The sequence below is a fragment of the Streptococcus sp. 714 genome (assembly GCF_013277115.1).
GTDB lineage: Bacteria > Bacillota > Bacilli > Lactobacillales > Streptococcaceae > Streptococcus.
Map to the genome: position 1 here is coordinate 25,479 of NZ_VMMH01000011.1, position 24,169 is coordinate 49,647.

16 protein-coding genes and 1 tRNA gene are annotated in these 24,169 nt (G+C 40.5%); 7 read left to right on the forward strand and 10 right to left on the reverse strand.

Annotated elements, in window-relative coordinates; all coding sequences use genetic code 11:
* Positions 1 to 163: 163 nt before the first annotated feature.
* The gene (locus HT718_RS05250) at positions 164 to 1,150 is read left to right on the forward strand and encodes an L-lactate dehydrogenase (RefSeq protein ID WP_000176427.1); all 987 of its coding nucleotides are present in this window, start codon (positions 164 to 166) and stop codon (positions 1,148 to 1,150) included.
* 280 nt (positions 1,151 to 1,430) lie between these two features.
* On the opposite strand, the gene pyk is transcribed toward HT718_RS05250, so the two are convergent.
* The 3 genes from pyk to HT718_RS05265 all read right to left on the reverse strand — a co-directional run bounded on the left by pyk (position 1,431) and on the right by HT718_RS05265 (position 7,185).
* Entirely contained in the window at positions 1,431 to 2,936 is a 1,506-nt protein-coding gene (pyk, locus tag HT718_RS05255) for a pyruvate kinase (protein ID WP_173267713.1), read from the reverse strand.
* Between the two features lie 58 nt (positions 2,937 to 2,994).
* Positions 2,995 to 4,002, reverse strand: a complete 1,008-nt coding sequence (gene pfkA / locus HT718_RS05260) for a 6-phosphofructokinase (RefSeq protein WP_020900675.1) — start codon at positions 4,000 to 4,002, stop codon at positions 2,995 to 2,997.
* 81 nt (positions 4,003 to 4,083) lie between these two features.
* Positions 4,084 to 7,185 carry a DNA polymerase III subunit alpha gene (locus tag HT718_RS05265; protein WP_061088095.1) on the reverse strand — a complete coding sequence of 1,034 codons (3,102 nt, stop codon included), beginning with the start codon at positions 7,183 to 7,185 and terminating at the stop codon, positions 4,084 to 4,086.
* Between the two features lie 380 nt (positions 7,186 to 7,565).
* Between HT718_RS05265 and HT718_RS05270 the strand changes: the two genes are divergently transcribed.
* Positions 7,566 to 9,848 carry a Xaa-Pro dipeptidyl-peptidase gene (locus HT718_RS05270; protein ID WP_061759052.1) on the forward strand — a complete coding sequence of 761 codons (2,283 nt, stop codon included), beginning with the start codon at positions 7,566 to 7,568 and terminating at the stop codon, positions 9,846 to 9,848.
* Positions 9,849 to 10,370: 522 nt separating this feature from the next.
* The gene (locus HT718_RS05275; RefSeq protein ID WP_001043027.1) at positions 10,371 to 10,841 is read left to right on the forward strand and encodes an arginine repressor; all 471 of its coding nucleotides are present in this window, start codon (positions 10,371 to 10,373) and stop codon (positions 10,839 to 10,841) included.
* Between the two features lie 471 nt (positions 10,842 to 11,312).
* Here the strand turns inward: HT718_RS05275 and HT718_RS05280 are convergent, their stop codons facing one another.
* The 4 genes from HT718_RS05280 to HT718_RS05295 all read right to left on the reverse strand — a co-directional run bounded on the left by HT718_RS05280 (position 11,313) and on the right by HT718_RS05295 (position 17,302).
* Positions 11,313 to 13,616 carry a DNA translocase FtsK gene (locus tag HT718_RS05280; protein ID WP_285306090.1) on the reverse strand — a complete coding sequence of 768 codons (2,304 nt, stop codon included), beginning with the start codon at positions 13,614 to 13,616 and terminating at the stop codon, positions 11,313 to 11,315.
* A gap of 88 nt (positions 13,617 to 13,704) precedes the next feature.
* Complete coding sequence (locus HT718_RS05285) at positions 13,705 to 15,657, reverse strand: fructose-specific PTS transporter subunit EIIC (RefSeq protein WP_173267715.1); 1,953 nt, start codon at positions 15,655 to 15,657, stop codon at positions 13,705 to 13,707.
* The gene (gene pfkB, locus HT718_RS05290) at positions 15,654 to 16,565 is read right to left on the reverse strand and encodes a 1-phosphofructokinase (protein WP_061759048.1); all 912 of its coding nucleotides are present in this window, start codon (positions 16,563 to 16,565) and stop codon (positions 15,654 to 15,656) included. The genes HT718_RS05285 and pfkB overlap by 4 nt, the downstream gene beginning before the upstream one ends.
* On the reverse strand, positions 16,562 to 17,302 hold the full coding sequence (locus tag HT718_RS05295; protein ID WP_061759047.1) for a DeoR/GlpR family DNA-binding transcription regulator: 741 nt from the start codon (positions 17,300 to 17,302) through the stop codon (positions 16,562 to 16,564). Before HT718_RS05295 ends, pfkB begins: the two co-directional genes overlap by 4 nt.
* A gap of 161 nt (positions 17,303 to 17,463) precedes the next feature.
* On the opposite strand from HT718_RS05295, the gene HT718_RS05300 reads away from it, so the two are divergent.
* Positions 17,464 to 17,551, forward strand: a tRNA-Ser gene (locus HT718_RS05300).
* A gap of 416 nt (positions 17,552 to 17,967) precedes the next feature.
* Here the strand turns inward: HT718_RS05300 and pdxT are convergent.
* The 3 genes from pdxT to HT718_RS05315 all read right to left on the reverse strand — a co-directional run bounded on the left by pdxT (position 17,968) and on the right by HT718_RS05315 (position 20,963).
* A complete protein-coding gene (pdxT, locus tag HT718_RS05305; protein ID WP_061759046.1) occupies positions 17,968 to 18,555 on the reverse strand; it encodes a pyridoxal 5'-phosphate synthase glutaminase subunit PdxT in 588 nt (195 codons plus the stop codon).
* Complete coding sequence (pdxS, locus tag HT718_RS05310; protein WP_000138526.1) at positions 18,556 to 19,431, reverse strand: pyridoxal 5'-phosphate synthase lyase subunit PdxS; 876 nt, start codon at positions 19,429 to 19,431, stop codon at positions 18,556 to 18,558.
* A 152-nt stretch (positions 19,432 to 19,583) separates the two neighbouring features.
* Entirely contained in the window at positions 19,584 to 20,963 is a 1,380-nt protein-coding gene (locus HT718_RS05315; RefSeq protein WP_061759045.1) for an FAD-dependent oxidoreductase, read from the reverse strand.
* A gap of 310 nt (positions 20,964 to 21,273) precedes the next feature.
* Here HT718_RS05315 and HT718_RS05320 point away from each other — a divergent pair, with 310 nt between their 5' ends.
* The 3 genes from HT718_RS05320 to HT718_RS05330 are packed head-to-tail and all read left to right on the forward strand — an operon-like array spanning position 21,274 to position 24,119.
* Positions 21,274 to 22,197 (forward strand): FAD:protein FMN transferase, encoded by a 924-nt coding sequence (locus HT718_RS05320; protein ID WP_173267717.1) that lies wholly within the window; start codon positions 21,274 to 21,276, stop codon positions 22,195 to 22,197.
* A 59-nt stretch (positions 22,198 to 22,256) separates the two neighbouring features.
* On the forward strand, positions 22,257 to 22,862 hold the full coding sequence (locus HT718_RS05325; RefSeq protein ID WP_173267719.1) for an NADPH-dependent FMN reductase: 606 nt from the start codon (positions 22,257 to 22,259) through the stop codon (positions 22,860 to 22,862).
* Between the two features lie 18 nt (positions 22,863 to 22,880).
* The gene (locus HT718_RS05330) at positions 22,881 to 24,119 is read left to right on the forward strand and encodes an NAD(P)H-dependent oxidoreductase (protein WP_173267721.1); all 1,239 of its coding nucleotides are present in this window, start codon (positions 22,881 to 22,883) and stop codon (positions 24,117 to 24,119) included.
* The last annotated feature ends 50 nt before the right edge of the window (positions 24,120 to 24,169 follow it).

The window sequence follows — 24,169 nt, forward strand, 5'->3', positions numbered from 1 at the left end:
CAGGTATATTATACCATATTGTATCCTATATTTCAGCCATCTACCCTGCTAAAACGTTTACATCAAGAACTGAAAGGCATATTCGTGACAAAGTTTTTTAAAAGTGATAGAATGAATCTATCTGGGAAAATCCCTAAATAAAATTAAGGAGATGTTTAGACAAATGACACTAACTAAACAACACAAAAAAGTTATCCTTGTTGGTGATGGTGCCGTAGGTTCATCTTACGCTTTCGCTCTTGTTACTCAAGGAATCGCACAAGAACTTGGTATTATTGAAATTCCTCAATTGTTTGAAAAAGCTGTTGGTGATGCTGAAGACCTTAGCCATGCGCTTGCATTTACTTCACCAAAGAAAATCTACGCTGCTAAGTACGAAGACTGTGCGGACGCTGATCTTGTTGTTATCACAGCCGGTGCTCCTCAAAAACCAGGTGAAACTCGTCTTGACCTTGTGGGTAAAAACCTTGCAATTAACAAATCTATCGTTGAGCAAGTTGTTGCTTCAGGTTTTGATGGTATCTTCCTTGTTGCAGCTAACCCAGTAGATGTCTTGACTTATTCAACTTGGAAATTCTCTGGATTCCCTAAAGAACGCGTTATCGGTTCAGGTACTTCACTTGACTCAGCTCGTTTCCGTCAAGCACTTGCTGAAACTATTGGTGTTGATGCTCGTTCAGTTCACGCCTACATCATGGGTGAGCACGGTGACTCAGAATTTGCCGTTTGGTCACACGCTAACGTTGCCGGTGTTAAATTGGAACAATGGTTGCAAGCTAACCGTGACTTGAATGAAGCAGACCTTGTTGAACTCTTCATCTCAGTTCGTGACGCTGCTTACTCAATCATCAACAAAAAAGGTGCAACATACTACGGTATCGCTGTAGCCCTTGCTCGTATTACAAAAGCTATCCTTGATGATGAAAATGCTGTTCTTCCACTTTCAGTATTCCAAGAAGGTCAATATGGAGTTGAGAACGTCTTTATCGGTCAACCTGCTATCGTTGGTGCCCACGGTATCGTTCGTCCAGTAAACATCCCATTGAACGACGCAGAAACTCAAAAAATGCAAGCATCTGCAAAAGAATTGCAAGCTATCATTGATGAAGCATGGAAAAATCCTGAATTCCAAGCAGCTTCAAAAAACTAATCTAGCTATAGACAACTCCTTGAATCATCAGGGGGTTGTTTTTTCTGTATTTAAACTTAATATCTGTTTTACGTTCGCTTCTACAAGACAGCGTATCTTGTGTAAGCCATAAAAAACAACTGTAATCTATACTCACATTACAAATGTCATGAAACAAGCAGTGATTGATTCACTTGATACTGTCTCATTAAATATCAAGTAAAAAGTTGTGCCCCATAGACAAAAAAATAGCCCATCATACAGGCTATAAGCTTGATATGATAGGCTTTTTCAATTTTGATTAGCGGACTGTACGGATACGCATTGTATTTGTACGAACAGCTTCTCCTACTGGTACACCAGCAACGATAACGATATCATCACCTGATTCAACAAGACCTGCTTCTACCGCTTTACGTTCAGCAATTTCGAACATATCGTCAGTTGATGATGGAGCATCTGTCAACATTGGGATAACACCCCAGTTCAACATCAAGCCACGTTCTGTCAATTCGTCGAATGTCAATGCCAAGATATCAGCATTTGGACGGTATTTAGAAATCAAACGTGCAGTGTGTCCAGTCTTAGTAAGAGTTACAACCAATTTAATGTCCATTGAGTTAGTAGCATCTTTAACAGCTGAAGCCATTACTTCTGTCTTAGAGTTACGTTCGAATGAATCTGAGTTCAAACGTCCGTATTCGTTAAGAAGAGTTTGAGCATTCTTGTCGATAGTAGCCATTGTAGTTACTGACTCAAGTGGGTATTTACCGTTTGCAGACTCACCTGAAAGCATTGTAGCGTCAGTTCCATCGATAACAGCGTTAAATACGTCTGATACTTCTGAACGAGTTGCACGTGGTTTTTCAGTCATTGTTTCAAGCATGTTTGTTGCAGTGATAACAACTTTACCTGCAGCATTGACTTTCTTGATGATCATTTTTTGGTAAACTGGAACCATTTCAAATGGTACTTCGATACCCATGTCACCACGAGCGATCATGATACCATCAGCAGCTTCGATGATTTCATCCAAGTTGTCGATACCTTGTTGGTTTTCGATTTTAGCGAACAATTGAACGTGTCCGTTACCAGTTTCTTTACAGATTGCACGAACTTCGTTAACGTCTTTTGCAGTACGTACGAATGAAATCGCGATGAAGTTGATACCTTGTTCAAGACCAAAGCGGATGTCATAGTTATCACGTTCAGCAAGAGCTGGGAAAGGAATTTTAGTGTTAGGAATGTTAACACCTTTTTGTTTAGCAATTACGCCATCGTTTTCAACTTCAACTTCAAATTCACGAGCCGCATCATCTTTAGCAACCACACGAAGACCAAGTTTACCATCGTCAACCAAAACTTGACGCCCAACTTCAACATCATCATAGATATCAAGAGCACCAGCAACGTTCAATGCAATCACATCACGAGTTGATTTGATTCCTTGCTTAGTAGCAACACGGATTTTTTCACCAGTTGTGTAAGAGTACTCTTTTGCATCTCCTTCAAACAATTCAGTACGGATTTCTGGTCCTTTTGTATCAAGAAGGAAACCAACTTTTTTACCTGCAAGTTTTTCAGCAAGTTTAACAGTTGCCATACGGTCACCTTGCTCTTGGTGGTCACCGTGTGAGAAGTTGAAACGGAATGTGTTAGCACCAGCTTCAATCAATTTAGCAATGTTTTTAGCTGAAGCTTCAACATCAAGTTTTTCACCCCAGTATCCGTCATCACCGAATTTTTTACCACCACGGATTTCTACCGCAGGTCCCAAAGTTGCAACGATTTTTACACGTTTGTTCATGATTTTTGTGACTCCTTTATATATATAACCTTTTTGGTCTTATTAACTAAATTATAAATTATGACAAGCTCTTATTCAAGCTAGATAGTTCAAGATCAGCCTTGTGTGGGTTGTTAACCACAATCTTACCATCTGCAGTCAAGCTGAACAATGCTCCTTCTTCTGCAGTTCCAAGAATTGGGTTTTCAACCATTTTCTCATTACGGATACCAACCGCAACACCACCGATACCTTCTTTAAGAAGTTTAACGGCATGAGCACCCATACGTGATGCTAAAACACGGTCACGCGCAGTTGGAGAACCACCACGTTGAATATGTCCAAGTTCTGTCACACGAAGGTCGCTTGTATCTCCAGCTTCTTTCAGTTTTTGACCAAATTCAGCCGCTGACATCACACCTTCAGCCAAGACGATGATATTGTGTTTTTTACCACACTCATAACCAGCTTTGATACTTGCTACGATATCTTCCATCTTGAAGCCTTCTTCAGGGATGATAATTTCGTCAGCACCAGTTGCGATACCTGCCCAAAGAGCGATATCACCTGCGTTACGTCCCATAACTTCGATAACAAAAGTACGACGGTGACTTGATGATGTATCACGAATCTTATCGATAGCGTCCATAGCAGTAGTAACCGCAGTATCAAAACCGATTGTGAAGTCAGTACCAACGATATCGTTATCGATTGTACCTGGAAGACCGATAGCTGGGAAGCCATGTTCAGTCAAACGCATAGCACCGTGGTAAGATCCGTCACCACCGATAACCACTACGCCTTCAATCCCGTGTTTTTTCAATTGCTCAATCCCTTTAAGTTGCCCTTCAAGTTGAGCAAACTCTGGGTAACGAGCTGAGTGAAGGAAAGTACCACCACGAGAAATGATGTCTCCTACTGAAGCAGCATCTAGGGGATGAATTTCACCAGCAACCATTCCAGCATATCCATCATAGATACCAAAAACTTCCATTCCTTCTGAAATTGCTTGACGAACAACTGCGCGGATGGCAGCGTTCATACCAGGGGCGTCTCCACCACTAGTCAAAACAGCAATACGTTTCATTTAGTTTATGCTCCTTTTTCTTTTAACATTCCTACTGATTATATCACATTTAAATGGAAAATTCTTCTATTTTCCGTAATTTTAGTGATAAATCGTTTTCATAGCAATTTTATCCAATTTCGCTTCTAATTCATTGGATTTAGTCACAAAATATTGGGAAGAAACAATTGTTTTCTGTTCCTCTTCATACCTTATGATGACTGGGATTGGGCCTTTATACTGGTCTAAGATGTTTGAAATTTCTTTATCATATTCATGATTTTTAACCTGAATCCAAAATCGTTCAGCCACTGCTTCTTTCAAATCTTGTGCAATCATTTGCAGACGGCCATCACGTGACTGGATTTTTCCTTTTATATAGTAGAAGGCTCCCTCTTTTATTTCCTGCCCAACCTGACGATATAAGTCTGAAAAGAGAGTGACATCCAATTTTTTCTTGCTATCATCCACCTGTAAGAAAGCCATATTTTCACCCTTTTTGGTACGAATTACTTTTATCTTCTGAACTTCAACCAAAATAATAGCGTAGCTATTTTCTGACAAATTTCCGATTGGGGTAATCGGGTAAATAGCTTTACTTGCAATAGTTTGTAGGGGATGTTTGCTGACACCTATCCCTAAAAGCTCTTGTTCCATATAGAATTTTTCTTGTTCAGTCCAATCTTCCGATTCCTGCCAGCTATAAATTGTATCACCAAACAAGCTTCCCAACTCTTTCACAAATTCAAATAGATTATCTAAATTATTGAATACTTTTTGACGATTTTTTTCAAATGAATCGAAAAGACCAACTTTTACCAAAGGTTCCAGCAAAGGAAGTTTCAGATAATTATCAGGTAATTTAGCTACAAAATCTTCAATGTTCGAATAGGGTCTATTTTCAATTATCCAAAGCGCCAAATCTTTGCTGACTCCCTTAATCGATTTCAGACCTAGATAAATGGACTTATTCGCAATTTTATCGTGATAGGGAATAGTGTTGATGGACAGAGGAGCTACTTCAAAACCTGCTTCTAATGCATCTGTTAGGTAATCACTATTGGCAGAATTCAACATGATCTGATAAAAGATAGCTGGATAATGCGTTTTGAAATAGGCCAACTGGAAGGCCAAGGCTGAGTAAGCATAGGCGTGTGACCTGTTAAAACCATAACCAGCAAACTTCTCCATAACATCAAAGACCTGCTCTGCTTTTTCCACAGTATGACCAGCTTCTAATGCCCCTTGAATAAAGGATTCCCTCATCTCATGCATGGCAGAGGCATCCTTTTTCCCCATAGCACGACGCAAAATATCGGCTTTCCCAAGACTAAATCCAGCAAAACGCTGGGCAACCTGCATAACCTGCTCCTGATAGAGCATAATGCCGTAGGTTGGAGCCAAAATATCCTCCAGTACTTGATCCAGAACAGTCACTTCTTCCTGACCATGCTTTCTTGCCACAAAATTATTGATATAGTCACTTGCACCTGGTCGATTTAGGGAAGTAGTCGCTACGACATCTTCAAAACAGACTGGCTGCACACGCTTAAGCAGGCGAATAGCGCCAGGTTGTTCAAATTGAAAGATACCTTTTGTATTACCAGATGCAAATAAAGCCAGCGTTTCTTTGTCTTCCAAATCGATTTCTTCTATTTTCAGATGAATCCCTTCTGTTTCAGCAAGTAACTCTTGCATTTTTTGGACAAAGGTCAAATTTCGTAGTCCCAGAAAGTCCATTTTCAAAAGTCCACTAGCTTCAACTCCATGGGCATCATACTGAGTCAGTGGAATTTCATCACCATGCTTTAGAGGAATGTAGTCGGTCAAATCTTGGTCACTGATCACAACACCAGCCGCATGGACAGATGTTTGTCTTGGATATCCCTCTATCTTGCAAGCAATTTCAAAGGCTTTTTGGTATTCCAACTTACTATTGATTTGCTGACGAAACTGGAGGTTACCCTCATAGGCTGACTTGAGATTGTCCCGAAAACTGATTTTCTTAGTAATTGCGGATAATTCATACTCGGGCACACCAAAGCGTTTCAAAACATCACGCAGAGCCTGCTTGGCTCCAAAGGTTGAAAAAGTAACGATTTGAGCCGCATGTTTACTACCATATTTATTGCCAACATACCTGATAAAATCTGGACGATAAATATCAGGAATATCGATATCAATATCAGGCATGGTATAGCGTTCACGATTGAGGAAGCGTTCAAAAATCAGATTTTTCTCTACCGGGTCAATCCCTGTAATGTCTAAAGCATAGGAAACCAAGCTACCAACCGCGGAACCCCGTCCCATTCCCATATAGTAGCCATTCGAACGTCCGAAACGCAGCAAATCCCAGACAACCAAGAAATAATCATCAAAGCCCATATCATGAATAACAGCCAATTCTTGGTCTAGACGATCTTGATATTCTTTACTAGTCAACCCCTTCTGAGCAAGTCCCAGCTCAGCACGTTCTCTCAACTCTTCTACTGCTGGTCTCGCTGGATTAAAGCGAGGCAGTTTCAAACTAGTATCCAAATCATAATAAATACCTGAAATAAGTTTTTCTAAATTGTCCAAGGCTTGCGGAAAACGTTCTTGGAATAGTTTCTCTAAAGAACTTGCTGATATAAGGACATCTTGTCGTGAGCGTAAGGGAACTTCTCTGAGTGGTAGATTTTCTTTAATCGCTGTTAACACTTGTAGAACTTCTCTATCCCTGCTTTCAAAAGCATTGACCCGATAAAGGGGCAAGATTGGATGATGAAATTCACTTGCTACTGTTTCTGGATAAACCCCAATATAGTAATCACAGCCTAGTTCCAACGACTCAAATCCATCGAAATAAGGTACAATAACCGCGATATCCTCTAGGTATTGGGACAGGACAGACCAAGTTTTCTCACCCTGCATCTTGGCTGTTGAAAGTTTCATCAACTGCTGATAGCCCACACTAGATAGAGCTAAAAAGCGCAAATTCACTTCCTGCTCATCCACTAAAAGAGTCATTTCAAGCCCTAATAAAGGATGAATGCCGTATTTTTTTGTAACCTCTAGAAAGTCGAAAGCCCCATAAAGATTGTCAATATCCATCATAGCCAAATGAGTGTAGCCATATTCTTTAGCTGCTCTCACATACTTGTCTATTGAAATAACACTCTCCATAAAACTATAGACTGTTTTTGTATCTAGTTGTGCGATCAATTTACACTTCTCCTCTATCCTTCTCACTATATTATACCATTTTTCAAAAAGAGAAAGACAAAAGCATTGAATCCTGTCTATATTTTATCCTTAAAGTAAAATTTTTTGAACGAAAAAAGTAAAAATACATTTAAAGAATCAAATGCTCCGGTAATTTTTTTACTTTTTTATCCCAAGAAATGAATATATCTTTTAAAATAGAAATACATATCCAGTTAATCTATTCATTATGATAACTTGTTTTAGGCTATAGAGTTGTACCTATTTTTCATATAAATCATATTCATTATTATTGAATTAATTTCTTTCTCATTTAACGATTCCCTTTATCCTATTTTTTTGATATAATAACCTTAATTATTGTTTTATAAGGAGGTTATATGCGCTTTAATCAATTCAGCTATTTAGCACTTCCAAGAAATACTATTTTATATGAATTAAAAAAGTATGGATTTGATTTTCCATCTGATATGGCAGATAAAAAGATGTTAGAGGCTTTTTTAAGTCGTTTCTTTTTTACTTATAAAGATAGTACCTATCCTCTATCCAGTTTGGCAGTTGATAAAGAAACTGACTTGCTGACATTTTTTCAATCAGAAGATGAATTGACAGCAGATATTTTTTATACTGTTGCTTTTCAACTTTTAGGCTTTTCTTATTTGGTTGACTTCGAAGACAGTGACGTTTTCCGTAAAGAAACTGGTTTTCCCATCGTATACGGTGACTTGATTGAAAATCTCTATCAGTTACTCAATACTCGGACCAAAAAAGGAAATCTCCTGATTGATCAACTGGTAAGTGACGGTCTTATCCCTGAAGATAATACCTATCATTACTTTAACGGTAAGAGTTTGGCTACTTTTTCTAGCCACGATGTCATTCGAGAAGTGGTCTACGTTGAGTCTCGTGTCGATACTGACCAAAAGGGTTTACCTGACTTAGTCAAGGTCAGCATCATTCGACCTCGTTTTGATGGACAGATCCCTGCTATCATGACAGCTAGTCCCTACCATCAGGGAACAAATGACAAGGCGAGCGACAAGGCTCTCTACAAGATGGAGGGCCAGCTTGAGGTCAAACCTGCTCACAAGATTGAGCTAGAAGAACCTCAACTAAATCTCGTCCAACCTCAAGGCCAAGCTGAGCTTGTGTCAGAAGCTGAGGAAAAGCTAACGCACATCAACGCTAGTTATACACTCAACGACTACTTCCTCCCACGAGGTTTTGCTAATCTCTATGTTTCAGGTGTTGGTACCAAAGACTCTACTGGTTTCATGACTAATGGAGACTACCAACAAATTGAGGCTTATAAAAATGTCATCGATTGGCTTAATGGCCGTTGCCGTGCCTTTACTGACCACACGCGCCAGCGTCAAGTAAAGGCTGACTGGTCAAACGGAAAAGTAGCCACAACTGGACTTTCCTATCTAGGTACCATGTCAAATGGTCTTGCTACTACAGGTATCGATGGCTTAGAGGTTATCATCGCCGAAGCTGGTATCTCCTCATGGTACAACTACTATCGTGAAAACGGTCTGGTGACCAGTCCAGGTGGCTATCCAGGTGAGGACTTTGACTCCCTTGCTGAACTAACCTACTCACGAAATCTCTTGGCTGGCGACTATATCCGAGGTAATGAAGCTCACCAAGCTGACTTAGAAAAAGTAAAGGAACAACTGGATCGCAAGACCGGCGACTATAACCAGTTTTGGCATGACCGCAACTATCTGCTCAATGCCCATAAAGTAAAGGCAGAGGTTGTCTTTACCCACGGTTCTCAGGATTGGAATGTCAAACCACTTCATGTTTACCAGATGTTCCATGCTCTTCCTGCTCATATCAACAAGCACCTCTTTTTCCATAATGGTGCCCATGTTTATATGAACAACTGGCAGTCCATTGACTTCCGTGAGTCCATGAATGCCTTATTGACTAAGAAATTACTGGGACAGGAAACAGATTTCCAACTTCCTACTGTCATTTGGCAGGACAATACAACCCCTCAGACTTGGTTATCACTTGATAACTTAGGTGGGCAAGAAAACTTTGAAACCTTCTCACTTGGTCAAGAAGAGCAAGTAATTCAAAACCAGTACTCAGATAAGGATTTTGAGCGTTATGGCAAGACCTACCAGACCTTCAATACGGAACTTTATCAAGGAAAAGTCAATCAGATTACCATTGACCTTCCTGTAACCAAAAATCTCCACCTGAACGGTCGCGCTCAGCTCAATCTTCGTATCAAATCCAGTACAAACAAGGGGCTCTTATCTGCTCAACTACTGGAACTTGGTCAAAAGAAATACCTACAACCTTATCCAGCTGTTTTAAGTGCTAGAACCATTGACAACGGCCGCTATCATATGCTGGAAAATCTCTGTGAATTACAATTTAGACCAGATGCACAACGAGTCGTGACAAAAGGTTACCTCAATTTACAGAATAGAAATGATTTACTGTTAGTAGAGGATATTAATGCAGATGAATGGATGGAGGTGCAATTTGAACTGCAACCAACTATTTACAAGTTAAAAGAAGGAGACACTCTCCGTTTAGTTCTCTATACTACTGACTTTGAAATCACGATCCGTGACAATACCGCTTACCACCTGACTGTCGATCTTGAACAGTCTACTCTTATCCTACCTTGTCAAAATGTATAAGGTACCTGACTTTCAATATGGAAGGTTTCTAAGGACAAGTCAATCCAAGACCCACTGACCTTCCTAGCATTAGAGACACCCACTTGAACAGTCGAAAAAAACTACAACTTGGTATCAAATCCAGTTCAAATTAAGGCTATTAGATGTCCTACTACTGGATCTTGAACAAAAGATACCGCCCCATAACCAACATGTGTGACCCTCTATCATACACGCTACCACACCACATGTTGGACAAACTCTGTGAATTGCCATTTGGCGTAAATTCACAACAAGTCGTGACAAAAAGCTACCCTAATTTAATGATTTACTGTTAGTAGAGAACAGCAATGTAGATGAACGAATAAATTTCTCATTTATCTGCACCCAACTAGTGACAAGTTAAAAGAAGGAGATTCTCTCCGTATCGTTCTAAATTACTACTGACTTTGAAATCATCATACGTGACAATACCGCTTACCACCCGACTGACGATCTCGTTCAGTCCACGCTTTCTGTACCTAGTACAAGGAGTAACATTATATGAATAAATCTGAACACCGACACCAACTCATACGAGCTCTTGTAACGAAAAATAAGATTCACACACAAGCTGAGTTACAAGCTCTTCTTGCTGATAATGACATTCAAGTTACACAAGCTACACTTTCGAGAGATATTAAAAGTATGAATCTCTCAAAGGTACGTGAGGAAGATAATTCCTACTACGTTCTCAATACTGGTTCCATCTCAAAATGGGAAAAACGTCTTGAAATCTACATGGAAGATGCTCTCGTCTTGATGCGCCCAGTTCAGAACCAAGTCCTGTTGAAAACCCTTCCTGGACTTGCTCAATCATTCGGTTCTATCATTGATGCTTTGAACTTCCCTGATGCTATTGCTACCCTCTGTGGCGATGATGCCTGTCTTGTCATCTGTGAAAATGCAGAGGCTGCCCAACATTGCTTTGAAGAGTTGAAAAAATTCACCCCTCCATTTTTCTTTGGTGAGTAAACAGAAACTAAACTCAAAATCTGCAAAAGTCTCAAAATTTTAAACAGCATTGTATTGATGTCGGATAACATCCGGCAAATACAGTGTCTCATTTTACTGAAAAGTAAGCTGTGCAGTTTAATAAAACAAAAAAGAGAAATCTAACTCATACTTGATTACAAAAGCTCCCCTTATAGTGGACAGTGAAAAAACAAACATTCACTAGAAACTATAGGGGGAGTCTTCATATATCTAAAAGAAACTCTAAATCCGTTTCATCTTGATATATAGTAGATTGAAACAAGATGTGAACAAGTTTATTGAGAAATTCAAATTAATTTCATGTTTTAGAAGTAGTATTGTACTATTCTAGATTCGATTCACTATAGTATAGAAAAAAGCCATCAAGTGATGACTTTATCAATGAATTCTAATGATTATCCTCTCCAATTTTATCTTTTGTTAAACTCAATATAAGTGACAAAGAGAAATTTATTGCTGCAATACTTTTCTTGGTTTGGTACCTTCAGCTGGACCAATGACACCTGCCATCTCAAGCTCTTCCATGAGACGGGTCGCACGATTAAATCCAACTGACAAACGACGTTGAATCATGGATGCGCTGGCTTTCTGAGTTTCAATGACTAGAGCTTTGGCTTCTTCAAAAAGCGGATCTCCACCAGATTCACCATCTGAAAATTCTCCTTCATTTTCAGAAACCTCACCTGGGTCAAAACTCTCATCGTAGTCCGCATCTGCCTGAGCCTTGATAAAGTTTACGATGCGTTCAACATCATCATCCGAGATAAAGGATCCTTGGAGACGAACTGGATGATTTTCATCAATCGGTTTAAAGAGCATGTCTCCTCGACCAAGCAGTTTCTCAGCCCCATTTTCATCCAAGATCGTACGGGAGTCTGTCCCTGATGAAACCGCAAATGCGACACGAGAAGGAACATTGGCCTTAATCAGACCAGAGATGACATCAACGGATGGACGCTGAGTTGCAAGAATCATGTGGATACCTGCAGCACGCGCCTTCTGTCCAAGACGGATGATAGCATCTTCTACTTCCTTGCTGGCTACCATCATGAGGTCAGCCAACTCATCGACAATCACGACAATGAGTGGCAGCGGAATCTGTTTGTACTCAGACTGGGCATTGAACTCTTCTACCTTGGCATTAAAGCCTGCAATATTACGGACTCCTACCTTGGCAAAGAGTTCATAACGATTTTCCATCTCGTCCACAACCTTTTGCAGGGCCTTGCTGGCCTTGCGTGGATTGGTCACAACTGGAATCAAGAGATGAGGAATGTCATTGTAAACAGACAACTCAACCATCTTGGGATCGACCATCATAAACTTAACTTGGTCTGGTCTCGCTTTCATGAGAATGCTGGCGATAATGCCGTTAACGGCGACCGACTTACCTGAACCCGTTGAACCCGCGACGAGCAAGTGGGGCATTTTAGAAAGGTCAAAAGCTCTTGCGGTACCATTAACAGCCTTCCCTAAAGGAATTTCCAAGAGATTTTCAGCTTTCGTTTGAGATTGTTCCCAAAGTTCACGGAAAGACACAGTGGCAATCTCGGAGTTAGGCACCTCAATTCCGACCAGGGATTTCCCAGGGATTGGTGCTTCGATTCGGACATCCTTGGCTGCCAAGGCTAGAGCGAGGTCATCTGCGAGATTGGAAATGCGATTGACCCGTACACCCACTGCTGGCTTGACTTCATACTTGGTCACTGATGGCCCAATTTCAGCCCGTTCAACTGTTACCTTGATACCAAAGCTAGCAAAGGTTTCTTCTAGAATTTTGATATTTTCTCGAACGATTTTCTTCTCTTTAGACTGGTCTTTGGGTTTATCAGGTGCAAAGAGTTGTAAGCTTGGGAGTTTGTATTCGAGGGCTTCCTTGGCTGAAAAATCGACCTGAACATCTTCGTTATCAGAGCCATCTTCCTGTTCAGGGAATTCAAGTTCAGCTTGAGGCAGGATGATTTCTGGTTCTACCCACTCTTCTTCTGGAATAGGAGGAACATCAAGCACAACATCATCAGTCAGAATTTCGCCTGTTTCCATATCAACAGGAGGCATATTAAGCAAGCCTTTCTCAGCCTCTTCTTTTTCTAATCTAGCCTCTTCCTCAGCCTTTTGGCGAGCTTTTTCTTCTTGTTTGACAAAGCGTTCCTCTTTTCGACGCTCATGTCCTTCCCTCCATTTGGCAAATCCTCTACTGAAAAATTCAGCAATATCATAAACAGACCAAGGACTGATTAGGAGAGCGCCTGCTAAAATCAAGATAGAACCAATAAAGTAAGTGCCGATATTTGAAAAGAGAAAGGCGGTTGGCATATAGAGGCCAACTCCAATCAGGCCCCCTCCAGCAAAACTGGTCGTTCGAAAACCTGTCAAATCAGTCACAACCTGAGCCATAGTTCCTTTTAAAACCGACTTGTCCAAGCTATATTTCCAAACCAAGTAGGCCTCAAAAATCAGGAGCAAGCCTGCAAATATAATGAAAAAGCCAGATAGGAGGCCTTCCTGTTTTCGTATCCACTTGAAAAAGAAGAGATAGATCAAGAGGGCAAATATTGCCAGATAAGCTAGGCTCCCCACCAGCAAGCGAATTAAATTGTAAAGAGTGATACCTGCAGCCCCTAATTTGAAGGCTGCGAAAATCAATAAAAGCGCGATTCCCAACGAAATCAACATTCGTTGAATCGCTTCTTTTCTTTCGAGTTCTGCTTTAGACGGTCTCCGTCTTGTTTTACTTGTATTCTTGTTTGTCATTCTTCTATTATAGCATATTTCACAGGCATTTCGGAAAGAGAAAAAGACTGCACCAAACGATCCAATCTTTTCATTTTCTATCTAAGTTTTATGCTTGTGGTTTGCGTAGGTAACCATAGACTACACCACTTACGATTGCTCCTACCAAGACAGAAACGAGGTAAAGGAGGGCATTTGAAGTAAGGGCGATAACGAAGATTCCTCCGTGTGGCGCCATGAGTTTGATACCAGTAAGACCAACAAGGCCTCCTGCTACTGCTGAACCAAGGATAAAGCTTGGGATAGCACGAGCTGGGTCAGCTGCACCAAACGGAATCGCTCCCTCAGTGATAAATGACAAGCCCATGATGATGTTTGTCAAACCAGAGTTACGTTCTTCCTTAGTAAATTTATCTTTGAAAAGAAGGGTTGCGACAAAGATTGCAAGTGGTGGCACCATTCCTCCAGCCATAACTGCTGCCATAGCCACAGAACCACCTGAAGAAACAGTTGCTGCAAGCGTACCTGTACCAAAGACATAAGCTGCTTTATTGACTGGTCCACCCATATCGACAGCCATCATTCCTCCAAGAACGATACCAAGAAGGACAGCTGAACCTCCTCCAAGACCGCCTAGGAAGTCATTCATAGCAGTGTTGATTGCTGCCATTGGGATGTTAACAGCTAGCATAACAAATCCAGTCAAGATTGTTCCAAGAAGTGGTAAGAGAAGGATTGATTTAGCCCCTTCAAGTGAACGAGGAACTTTAACGTATTTCTTGATAGCAAGAACCAAGGCACCTGCGATAAATCCACCAACAAGGGCACCTAGGAAACCAGATGAGACACCTGCAAGAGTCGAAGTTGCTTCACCACCTGCTGCATAAGGGATTTTACCAAAGGCAAAACCTTCTTTGGCAATAGCACCAGCCACGAAACCTGCTACCAAACCTGGTTTTTCAGCGATAGAGTAGGCAACATAACCTGCAAAGACTGGAAGCATCAAACCAAAGGCAGCTCCACCAATTTTCATGAACATAGAAGCTAGCTCATGGTAAGAACCAAGACTTCCAAGGTTTTCATTTGGAACACCTAAAGCACCATCAATCAAGAAAGCAAGGGCAATCATGATACCACCACCGATAACAAATGGCAACATTTGAGATACACCACTCATCAAGTGTTTGTAGAAAGCACCACCGATACTTTGTTTTTCATTAGATGCTGTTGCAGCTTTTGCTCCATTAGCAGCACGATAAACTTCAGCATCTCCTGAAAGAGCCAAGTTAATCAACTCTTCTGTCTTACGGATACCGTCAGCCACCGGACGATTGATCAATGGTTTGCCATCGAAACGATCCATTTCAACAGCCTTGTCTGCTGCGATGATAACCGCTTTAGCCTTGCGGATATCTTCTACAGTTAGTTGATTTCCAACACCACTAGCACCGTTGGTTTCGACCTTAATTCCAACCCCCATTTCAGCAGCCACTTTTTGAAGTGCTTCTTGGGCCATGTAAGTGTGGGCGATACCTGTCGTACAAGCTGTAACAGCAACGATAAAGTCACCAGATTCATTGGCAGGCATTTGAACAGGCTCCTCAGCTTTTTCTGAAGCTTGGTCAAAGAGTTCAATGACTTGTTCAGATGATGTTGCTTGACGAAGTTTATCAGCAAAACCATCTTTCATCAAGTATTTAGACAATTCTGCCAAGGCTGCCAGGTGAGTGTCATTAGCACCTTCTGGAGCTGCAATCATAAAGAAAAGGTCAGTTGCTTGCCCATCCAAGCTCTCGTAGTCAACACCCTTGTTTGACTTGGCAAAGAGAACTGTCGCTTCTTTTACAGCCGCGTTTTTGCTGTGAGGCATTGCGATACCATCTCCTAAACCAGTAGAAGTCAAGGCTTCACGCGCCAAAATTCCTTCTTTAAAGGTTTCAAAATCTGTCACATAACCGTGGTCTGTCAAACTTTTAATCATCTCTTCAATGACAGCTGTTTTTTCAGTTGCCTGCAAATCCAGCAACATGACATCTTTTCTCAATAGGTCTTGAATTTTCATCTTTTTTCTACCTCAACTTTTTCATATGTTTCTTTAATAAATTCTGCTGTTGCCAAGTCATCTGAGAAGGTAGTTGCCGTTCCGCAAGCCACTCCCCATTTGAAGGCTTCTACTGCATCTTTCGATTTGACAAATTTACCTGTGAATCCAGCGACCATAGAGTCACCGGCCCCAACTGAATTTTTGACTGTTCCCTTGATTGGTTTAGCAAAGTATGCTCCCTCAGATGTGACAAGAAGGGCACCGTCGCCAGCCATAGAGATAATGACGTTTTGAGCACCTTTAGCCAGTAACTCACGAGCGTATTTCTCAATTTCATCTAAACTTTCGAGTTTAACCCCAAAAATTGCTCCAAGTTCATGATTATTTGGCTTGACCAAGAGCGGTTGGTATTCCAAACTATCAATCAAGGTCTGTCCTTCAAAGTCACAAACCACTTGCGCACCAGTCTGGCGCGTCAAGGCAATTAAATCCTTGTAGATGACATTACCTAGGTTTTTAGAACTTGAACCTGCAAACACAACCGTATCTTCTGTTGTCAGACTAGATAAAATAGCTTTCAATTCTTCTAGCTGGGCTGGTTCAACAGTTGGACCCGTTCCGTTGATTTCTGTTTCTTGGTCTGCTTTAATCTTGACATTGATACGAGTATCTTCTGCTACTTGGACAAAACGTGTCTCGATTTCTTCCTCTGTCAGAGTATCTGTGATAAATTCACCAGTAAAACCTCCGATAAATCCAGTCGCAGTATTTGGAATATCCAAGCGTTTCAAGACACGGCTAACATTGATTCCCTTACCACCAGCAAACTTATCATCACTGTCCATTCGATTGACACTACCGACTTGGACTTGGTCCAAACGAACGATATAGTCAATGGATGGATTAAGTGTGACTGTATAAATCATACTTCTATTACCTCCGTTTTCTCCTTAATAGTCTGCAAGAGCTCATGCCCTTGACTTGTGATAACAATAGCTCGTTTGAGTGGTGCTACCTTGGCAAAGCAAGTTTGTCCAATTTTTGACGAATCGACCAAGACATAGGTCTGTTTGGCATTCTCCAAAATAGCTCGCTTCACAGCTCCCTCCTCCATATCAGGAGTCGTATAATAGCCATCGTCCACACCATTCATCCCGATAAAGGCACGGTCAAAGTGCAATTGGTTAATCTGGTTAAGAGCAACGCCCCCGATGCTAGCATCTGTCGCCATCTTGACACTACCTCCAACCATGACAGTTGGAATTTGCTTTTCAACCAACTGAACGGCATGGTGAATCGAGTTGGTCACGACTGTGACATTTTTATTAACCAATTCATGAATCAAAAAGGCAGTTGTTGTTCCAGCATCGATAAAGATGACATCTTTTTCTTTAATAAGAGAAGCTGCCTTCTGAGCCAGCAACTTCTTCTCTTGAAGGTTTTTGACAGATTTCTCTTGAATGGTTTCTTCTTCCTGCAAGAAGTGTGGCAATTCTGCTCCACCATGCACGCGACGAAGCTTGTTTTCCGCTTCCAATTCATCCAAGTCTCTTCGAACCGTTGATTCTGAGGTCTCTAGCAAACTAACTAATTTTTCTAGAGAAACTACATGATGTTGATTTAACTCCTCTAAAATCAATTGTTTACGTTCTGTTTTTAACACTGAATCACCTCCTGTTATCGTTTACACTATTCATTCTATCATACTTCATTTTAAAGTCAAGCATTTTTTACCATTTTCTTTCAAATTCTATCATTTTTCTTATTTCCAGAATTTTTATTGCAAGATAAGGACCTTTATGGTAGACTATTTAAGTAAGTATTGGAAGATTACTCAAGAGGCTTAAGAGGCCGTGTTGGAAACGCGGTAGGCGTGTAACAGCGTGCGTGGGTTCGAATCCCATGTCTTCCGTCAAGAATTCCCATAAGCTGAGCAAAAACTCAATTTTAGTGTAAAATGAACTAGATATTTCCACCACAAAACGCATATTATCAGGATTTTTCGAAACCTGACAATATGCGTTTTTCTAATTTTAAAAACTTTTTGCTTGATCCTTTTCACCTTGTTCAAACGTATTGATCTTAACCCATTACTCGCCTCTCAAAAAAGTTTTAGAATTAGCTTGAACACCTTTATTGTGGAGCGTTTCATTTTTTGTATAACCTATCATAGAGGATTGCTTATCTATCTCACACTTTAAGAAGCAAGACAGACTCATAGCTTCATACATAATATGACGAGTATCTCCATCTGTGGGGATACTCGTTTTTTGCTATTTTCGAAGTAATTCTTTGTAAAAAGCGAATCAAAACTTGATTTATCACTTTTTATTCCACTATCTTTTCTTTACACATATTGAGAAAGTACTGGTGCAAGCGAACATCATCAGTCAATTCTGGATGAAAAGAAGTTACCAACATATTTTCTTCTTGGGCTGCAACGATTTGATTGTCAACTGTTGCTAGAATTTCTACATCTTCTCCAACACTACTGATAATAGGACCGCGAATAAAAGTCATTGGAATCTTACCAACTCCCTTACATTCTGCTTCCGTATAGAAACTCCCTAGTTGGCGCCCATAGGCATTGCGCTCGACCTGCATATCCATAGTTCCTAGATGACTCTCTTCTTGAGAAGTAATTTCCTTAGCCAGCAAAATTAAGCCTGCACAGGTTCCAAAAACTGGTAAGCCAGATAGAATGGCTTCTCGAATGGGGATCAGCATGTTCTGGTCTCGTAAGAGCTTCCCCATTGTTGTAGATTCCCCACCAGGTAATATCAAACCTGACAAGTCATTCTGATCTTGCTGAAAATCATCTAGATTTCTGATTTCAACACTCTCGACACCTAATTGATCTAGTACTTTTGCATGTTCTGCAAAGGCACCTTGCAAGGCTAATATTCCAATTTTCATCTATTTCCCTCGCTCAGCCATGAGGATTTGGATCTCATTTTCATTTATACCAACCATGGCTTCTCCTAGATCTTCAGAGATTTGAGCTAGGATTTGAGGATTACGGAAGTTAGTCACAGCCTTAACAATGGCGCTCGCTCGTTTAACAGGATCTCCTGACTTGAAAATACCTGAACCAACAAAGACACCTTCTGCACCTAGCTGCATCATGAGAGCAGCATCTGCAGGTGTTGCTACACCACCTGCTGCGAAGTTCACAACTGGCAGTTTTCCATGTTCGTGCACGTATTGAACTAATTCTACAGGTACTTGGAGTTCTTTTGCTGCAACATAGAGTTCATCTTCACGTAGATTTTGAATGCGACGGATTTCTTGATTCATCATACGCATATGGCGAACAGCTTGAACGATATCCCCCGTACCCGGTTCTCCTTTTGTACGAATCATAGAAGCACCTTCAGCGATACGACGTAAGGCTTCACCCAAGTCCTTAGCTCCACAGACAAAAGGTACTTGGAATTCTTTCTTATCTACATGGAAACGATCGTCAGCTGGAGATAAAACTTCACTCTCATCGATATAGTCAATCTCAATAGCCTCTAAAATCTGAGCTTCAACAAAATGCCCGATTCTGACCTTGGCCATCACTGGGATGCTAACCGCTTCTTGGATTTCCTTGATCATTTTTGGATCACTCATGCGGGAAACGCCACCAGCTGCACGAATATCAGCTGGAATCCGCTCCAAGGCCATCACAGCTGCCGCACCAGCAGCCTCTGCAATACGGGCCTGTTCAGGATTTTGAACATCCATGATAACCCCACCTTTGAGCATCTGCGCCAAGTTTTTATTTAATTCATAACGATTTTCAGTCATTTGTTTTATCCTCATTATTTATATTAGTAGCTACCTTTTCATTTTAAGCCAGATTAGAGTGAATCACAAGATAAAAAAACCATAATTGTATGGGGACAGATTGGCTAAAAAACTATCTGACCTTAACTTAAGGCCAGATAGTTCATCAAATTTTATTTTTCAGCTGTAAGTGCAGCCATTGTGATGTAGTTGTATGGTTTGTTGAAGTGTGGCAAGAAGAATAGGTCTGTCAATGCCAATTTATCAATTGTCACATGCTCTTGGATAGCAAGTGAGAACATGTGGATTCCCATGCTAATTGCAATATCATGTGAAACCATTTGGGCACCAAGAATTTCACGACTATCTTTGTCAAAGACAATCTTAATCGCTACTTCATGGTTATCATGTTTCATGAATTCTGGTTTTTGTAGATCGTTAAAGCCTGTTTCAGTCGCATTGTAGCCAGCAGCTTTTGCTTTTTCAAGTGTCAAACCAGTTGAAACCATGTGAAGACCGTAGATAGAGATACCGTTTGAACCTTGAACACCGATTCCTTCCAATTCATGTCCACAAGCGTTGTAAGCACCAACAATACCAGTACGAACAGCGTTTGAAGCAAGAGCGATGTAACTAGTTTCTTTACGAGCATTGTCATAGACAGTTGCACAATCACCAACGGCAAATACACCTGGGATAGATGTTTCTTGTTTCTTGTCTACAAGGAAGGCACCGTTGCGGAAGAGTTCAATCTTACCATCAGCAAGGGCTGTGTTTGGACGGAAACCAACTGCAAGGATAACCATGTCTACATCGAAAGTCTCTTTATCAGTAATCAAGCGTTCAACTTTACCGTCACCTTCGATTGCTTTAACAGTTTGACCAAGAGCCAAACGGATGTTGTGGTCTTCCAAGTTCTTGGCCATCATTTGTGTGAAGTCTTTGTCATAGTAACCGTTCAAGACAGTATCTACAATATCAACAAGCACAACTTCTTTTCCAAGACGTTCAAAGGCTTCAGCAAGTTCAACACCGATATAACCACCACCAACAACAGCGATACGATCAAGGTGTTTACTCTTGTCAGCAAGCTTATTGATAACTTCTTCAGCGTTTTGGTACAATTTAACGAATTGTACGTTTTCAAGAGTTGCTTTAAATTCGCGGTTTCCTTTAACAATTTCAACACCTTCGATTGGTGGCAAGATTGGTGTAGAACCTGTAGCGAAAATCAATTTCTCGTATGATTCTTTGTGCTCTTTTCCTTCAACTTCTGCTGTAACTACTTTGTTATCATAGTCGATTGAAAGAACTGGTGAGTTCATGTAAACCTTAGCACCTTTAGCTTCCAATTTTTCTTTATCAGAATAGAACAAGCCTTCAGCACCGTCGATTTGTTCACCAATCCAAAGGGCCATTCCACATCCTAGGAAAGAGATGTTAGAGTTTTGGTCAAATACAACGATTTCGTTCTCATTCCCAAAATTATCCAACATAGTATTAATACATGCTGTACCAGCGTGGTTAGCACCAACTACAACGATTTTACTCATAGAAAAATTCCTACCTTCAATTTTAAATTTACTCTTCTAGTATAACATTTACTGTTAGCGTTTACAAGAGTTTTGCTAATTTTCCCGATTTTTTTGTAAAAAAATGTAAATAATTTGTATTTTATCATTCTTTCTTACAATTATTCTTTATTTTCTGAGCATATTTCTTGACAACTTTACAAATTTTATTTGTGAAAACGCTGACTTTATGGTATGCTAATATCATGGAAAGAAATTGTAAGGGGTTAAATTTAATATAAATTTACAATATTTCAACCTTCTTTTCACATAAGAGAAAGGAGTTGGTAGCTTGCCTCTTAGTTCACATTCCGAACGGCTAATGGGGACTACTATCACTATTTCATTAGTAGATGAGCGAGCCAATATCTTGCTTCAAAAATCCTTTGATTTACTCAAAGAGCTAGAATACCGCTTCAATGCCAATAGCCAAGAATCTGAGTTGATGGAGATCAATTATCAAGCTGGAATAGCTCCAGTCAAAGTTCATCCAGACCTGTTTGAACTGCTTGCACTTGGATTAGAGCATAGCCTAGCGCCCTCTAGCCATCTCAACATCAGTATTGGTCCCTTAATTCAAACCTGGCGTATCGGTTTTTCAGATGCCAAAGTGGCCCAACCCCAAGAAATTGAATCGGTGCTCCCTTTAATCAATCCTCATTATATCGAGTTAGATTCTTCCACTTCCACTGTGTTTTTAAAACAAAAAGGAATGAAGATCGATCTTGGTTGTTTAGCCAAGGGTTATAGTGCGGATAAAGTTGCCCAATTTCTGAGAGAAGAAGGAGTGACATCTGCCTTGATTAATCTGGGAGGGAATATCCTGACCATTGGAAAAAATCAGGCAAGAGGGGATCAGCCTTGGCAAATTGGGATTCAAGACCCAGCCAATCCTAGGGGAAATCACTTAATGACCATCCCTGTTGTCAATCAATCTGTCGTGACTTCAGGCATTTATGAACGTCACCTGACAGTCGACGGAAAAGATTACCATCATATTTTTGACAGTCAAACAGGATATCCTGTTGAAACGGAACTAGCTAGTCTAACAATCATCTCTGATAAATCAGTTGATGGTGAAATCTGGACAACTCGTCTATTTGGAGAAAGACCTGCTGCTATCCTCTGGCAAGTCGAAAGTTTGGAGGGCATCGAAGCCATCCTAATCGATAAGGAAGGTCACCTAAGCTGTTCTTCAGGAATTCCTACTCTATAGAAATAGATGTTTCAATAGAGTTTTAAAATCGTATTATGTAAAAAGAGAAAGGAAATCTCATGTTAAAACTTATTGCTATTGTTGGAACAAATTCAAAACGTTCTACAAACCGTCAATTGCTTCAATACATGCAAAAACACTTTGCTGAAAAAGCTGAAATTGAACTTGTTGAAATTAAAGACATTCCTGTCTTCAATAAACCAGCTGACAAGCAAGTACCTGTTGAAATTTTAGAAATTGCTGCTAAAATTGAAGAGGCAGATGGCGTTATTATCGGTACTCCTGAGTATGACCACTCTATTCCAGCTGTTTTAATGAGCGCTCTTGCTTGGTTGTCATACGGTATTTACCCACTTTTGAACAAACCAATCATGATTACAGGTGCTTCTTACGGTACACTTGGTTCATCACGCGCCCAATTACAACTTCGTCAAATCTTAAACGCACCAGAAATCAAAGCAAGTGTCCTTCCTGATGAATTCTTGCTTTCACACTCTCTTCAAGCCTTTAATCCAAGTGGAGATCTAGTAGATCTTGATGTTATTAAAAAACTGGATGCCACTTTTGACGACTTCCGTATCTTTGTAAAAATTACAGAAAAATTGCGTAACGCACAAGCACTACTTCGCAAAGATGCTGAAGAATTTGACTGGGAAAATTTGTAAGATAGGAGACCAAAAAGAATGAAATTTGTTGGACTTGTAGGATCAAACTACGATCAATCATATAACCGTAAACTCTTGGAATTCATCCGCCGTCACTTCAAACTCAAATTTGAATTAGAAGTCCTCGAAATTGACGAAGTTCCAATGTTTAACCAAGACGAAAAATGGGATGAAAGCTTCCAATTGCGTCTCTTGTATAACAGAATTACACGTGCTGATGGTGTCATTATTGCGACTCCTGAGCACAACCACACAATCTCAGCTTCTCTTAAATCTGTTCTTGAATGGCTTTCATACGAAGTTCATCCATTTGAAAACAAACCAGTCATGATTGTGGGTGCTTCTTACTACGACCAAGGTACTTCTCGTGCCCAAGTTCACCTTCGTAAGATTCTTGACGCTCCAGGTGTCAATGCCTACACTCTTCCAGGTAACGAATTCCTCCTTGGTAAAGCCAAAGAAGCTTTTGACGCTGAGGGCAATATCACAAACGAAGGAACTATTAATTTCCTTGAAACATGCTTGGACAACTTTGTAAAATATGTGGGAGTCGTTTCAAAATTGAAAAAACCAAAACCAATTGAACCAGAAGATTTATATTGTACAAATTCAATTGCAACTACCATTCAAGGTGTTGATCCAGATGATCCTGAATGGGTAGAAAAAGCTGCTGAACTTGTTGGAGCTGTTTCTGGAGATACTTACGTTAAATTAGACCACGGTATCTTAACAGTTAACCAAATCGACATGTTCTTAAAAGCAATGCCATTTGAGTTGACATATGCAGATGATAATAACCAATTCTTGTACTTTAATAACGCACACCAAGATCCAAATACAATGTTTGGTAAACGTGTACGTGCTCAATCAGGAAACCGTTTAGGAACTGTACACGGTTCATTGCCAGATTCTAGAATGAAAAACGTTGAATGGGTTGTCGGCGTACTGCGTAACGGGGACCAAGAATATGTCCGTACAATTGTACCAGGAACACCAGAAGGCGTTATTAATACCCATAATTACCAAGCAATGTACTATCCAGATGGTTCATATGCTGGAATCAATGAGATTATCTTTAATTTCCAACCATGGCTTGACTGGTACCTCAATACAACTGGTCAACGTCTAGTTGGTGGAAATGCTGCAGCTCCTGCTGGAGGACATGGTGGAGCAGATGCTACATCTGGAGCTTCTGATGCAGGTGATGCTGGAGGCCACGGTGGTGGCGCAGACGCTACATCTGGCGCAAGTAACTAATAATTTTAGGAACCATTTTGGTTCCTTTTTAGGGCTCTTTGTCAACTGTA

Bases quoted from the DNA above. Each gene is read 5' to 3' on its own strand.
- HT718_RS05250 (WP_000176427.1), top strand. From the start codon at position 164: ATGACACTAACTAAACAACACAAAAAAGTTATCCTTGTTGGTGATGGT.
- pyk (WP_173267713.1), bottom strand. From the start codon at position 2,936: ATGAACAAACGTGTAAAAATCGTTGCAACTTTGGGACCTGCGGTAGAA.
- pfkA (WP_020900675.1), bottom strand. From the start codon at position 4,002: ATGAAACGTATTGCTGTTTTGACTAGTGGTGGAGACGCCCCTGGTATG.
- HT718_RS05270 (WP_061759052.1), top strand. From the start codon at position 7,566: ATGCGCTTTAATCAATTCAGCTATTTAGCACTTCCAAGAAATACTATT.
- HT718_RS05275 (WP_001043027.1), top strand. From the start codon at position 10,371: ATGAATAAATCTGAACACCGACACCAACTCATACGAGCTCTTGTAACG.
- HT718_RS05280 (WP_285306090.1), bottom strand. From the start codon at position 13,616: ATGACAAACAAGAATACAAGTAAAACAAGACGGAGACCGTCTAAAGCA.
- HT718_RS05285 (WP_173267715.1), bottom strand. From the start codon at position 15,657: ATGAAAATTCAAGACCTATTGAGAAAAGATGTCATGTTGCTGGATTTG.
- pfkB (WP_061759048.1), bottom strand. From the start codon at position 16,565: ATGATTTATACAGTCACACTTAATCCATCCATTGACTATATCGTTCGT.
- pdxT (WP_061759046.1), bottom strand. From the start codon at position 18,555: ATGAAAATTGGAATATTAGCCTTGCAAGGTGCCTTTGCAGAACATGCA.
- pdxS (WP_000138526.1), bottom strand. From the start codon at position 19,431: ATGACTGAAAATCGTTATGAATTAAATAAAAACTTGGCGCAGATGCTC.
- HT718_RS05315 (WP_061759045.1), bottom strand. From the start codon at position 20,963: ATGAGTAAAATCGTTGTAGTTGGTGCTAACCACGCTGGTACAGCATGT.
- HT718_RS05325 (WP_173267719.1), top strand. From the start codon at position 22,257: ATGTTAAAACTTATTGCTATTGTTGGAACAAATTCAAAACGTTCTACA.
- HT718_RS05330 (WP_173267721.1), top strand. From the start codon at position 22,881: ATGAAATTTGTTGGACTTGTAGGATCAAACTACGATCAATCATATAAC.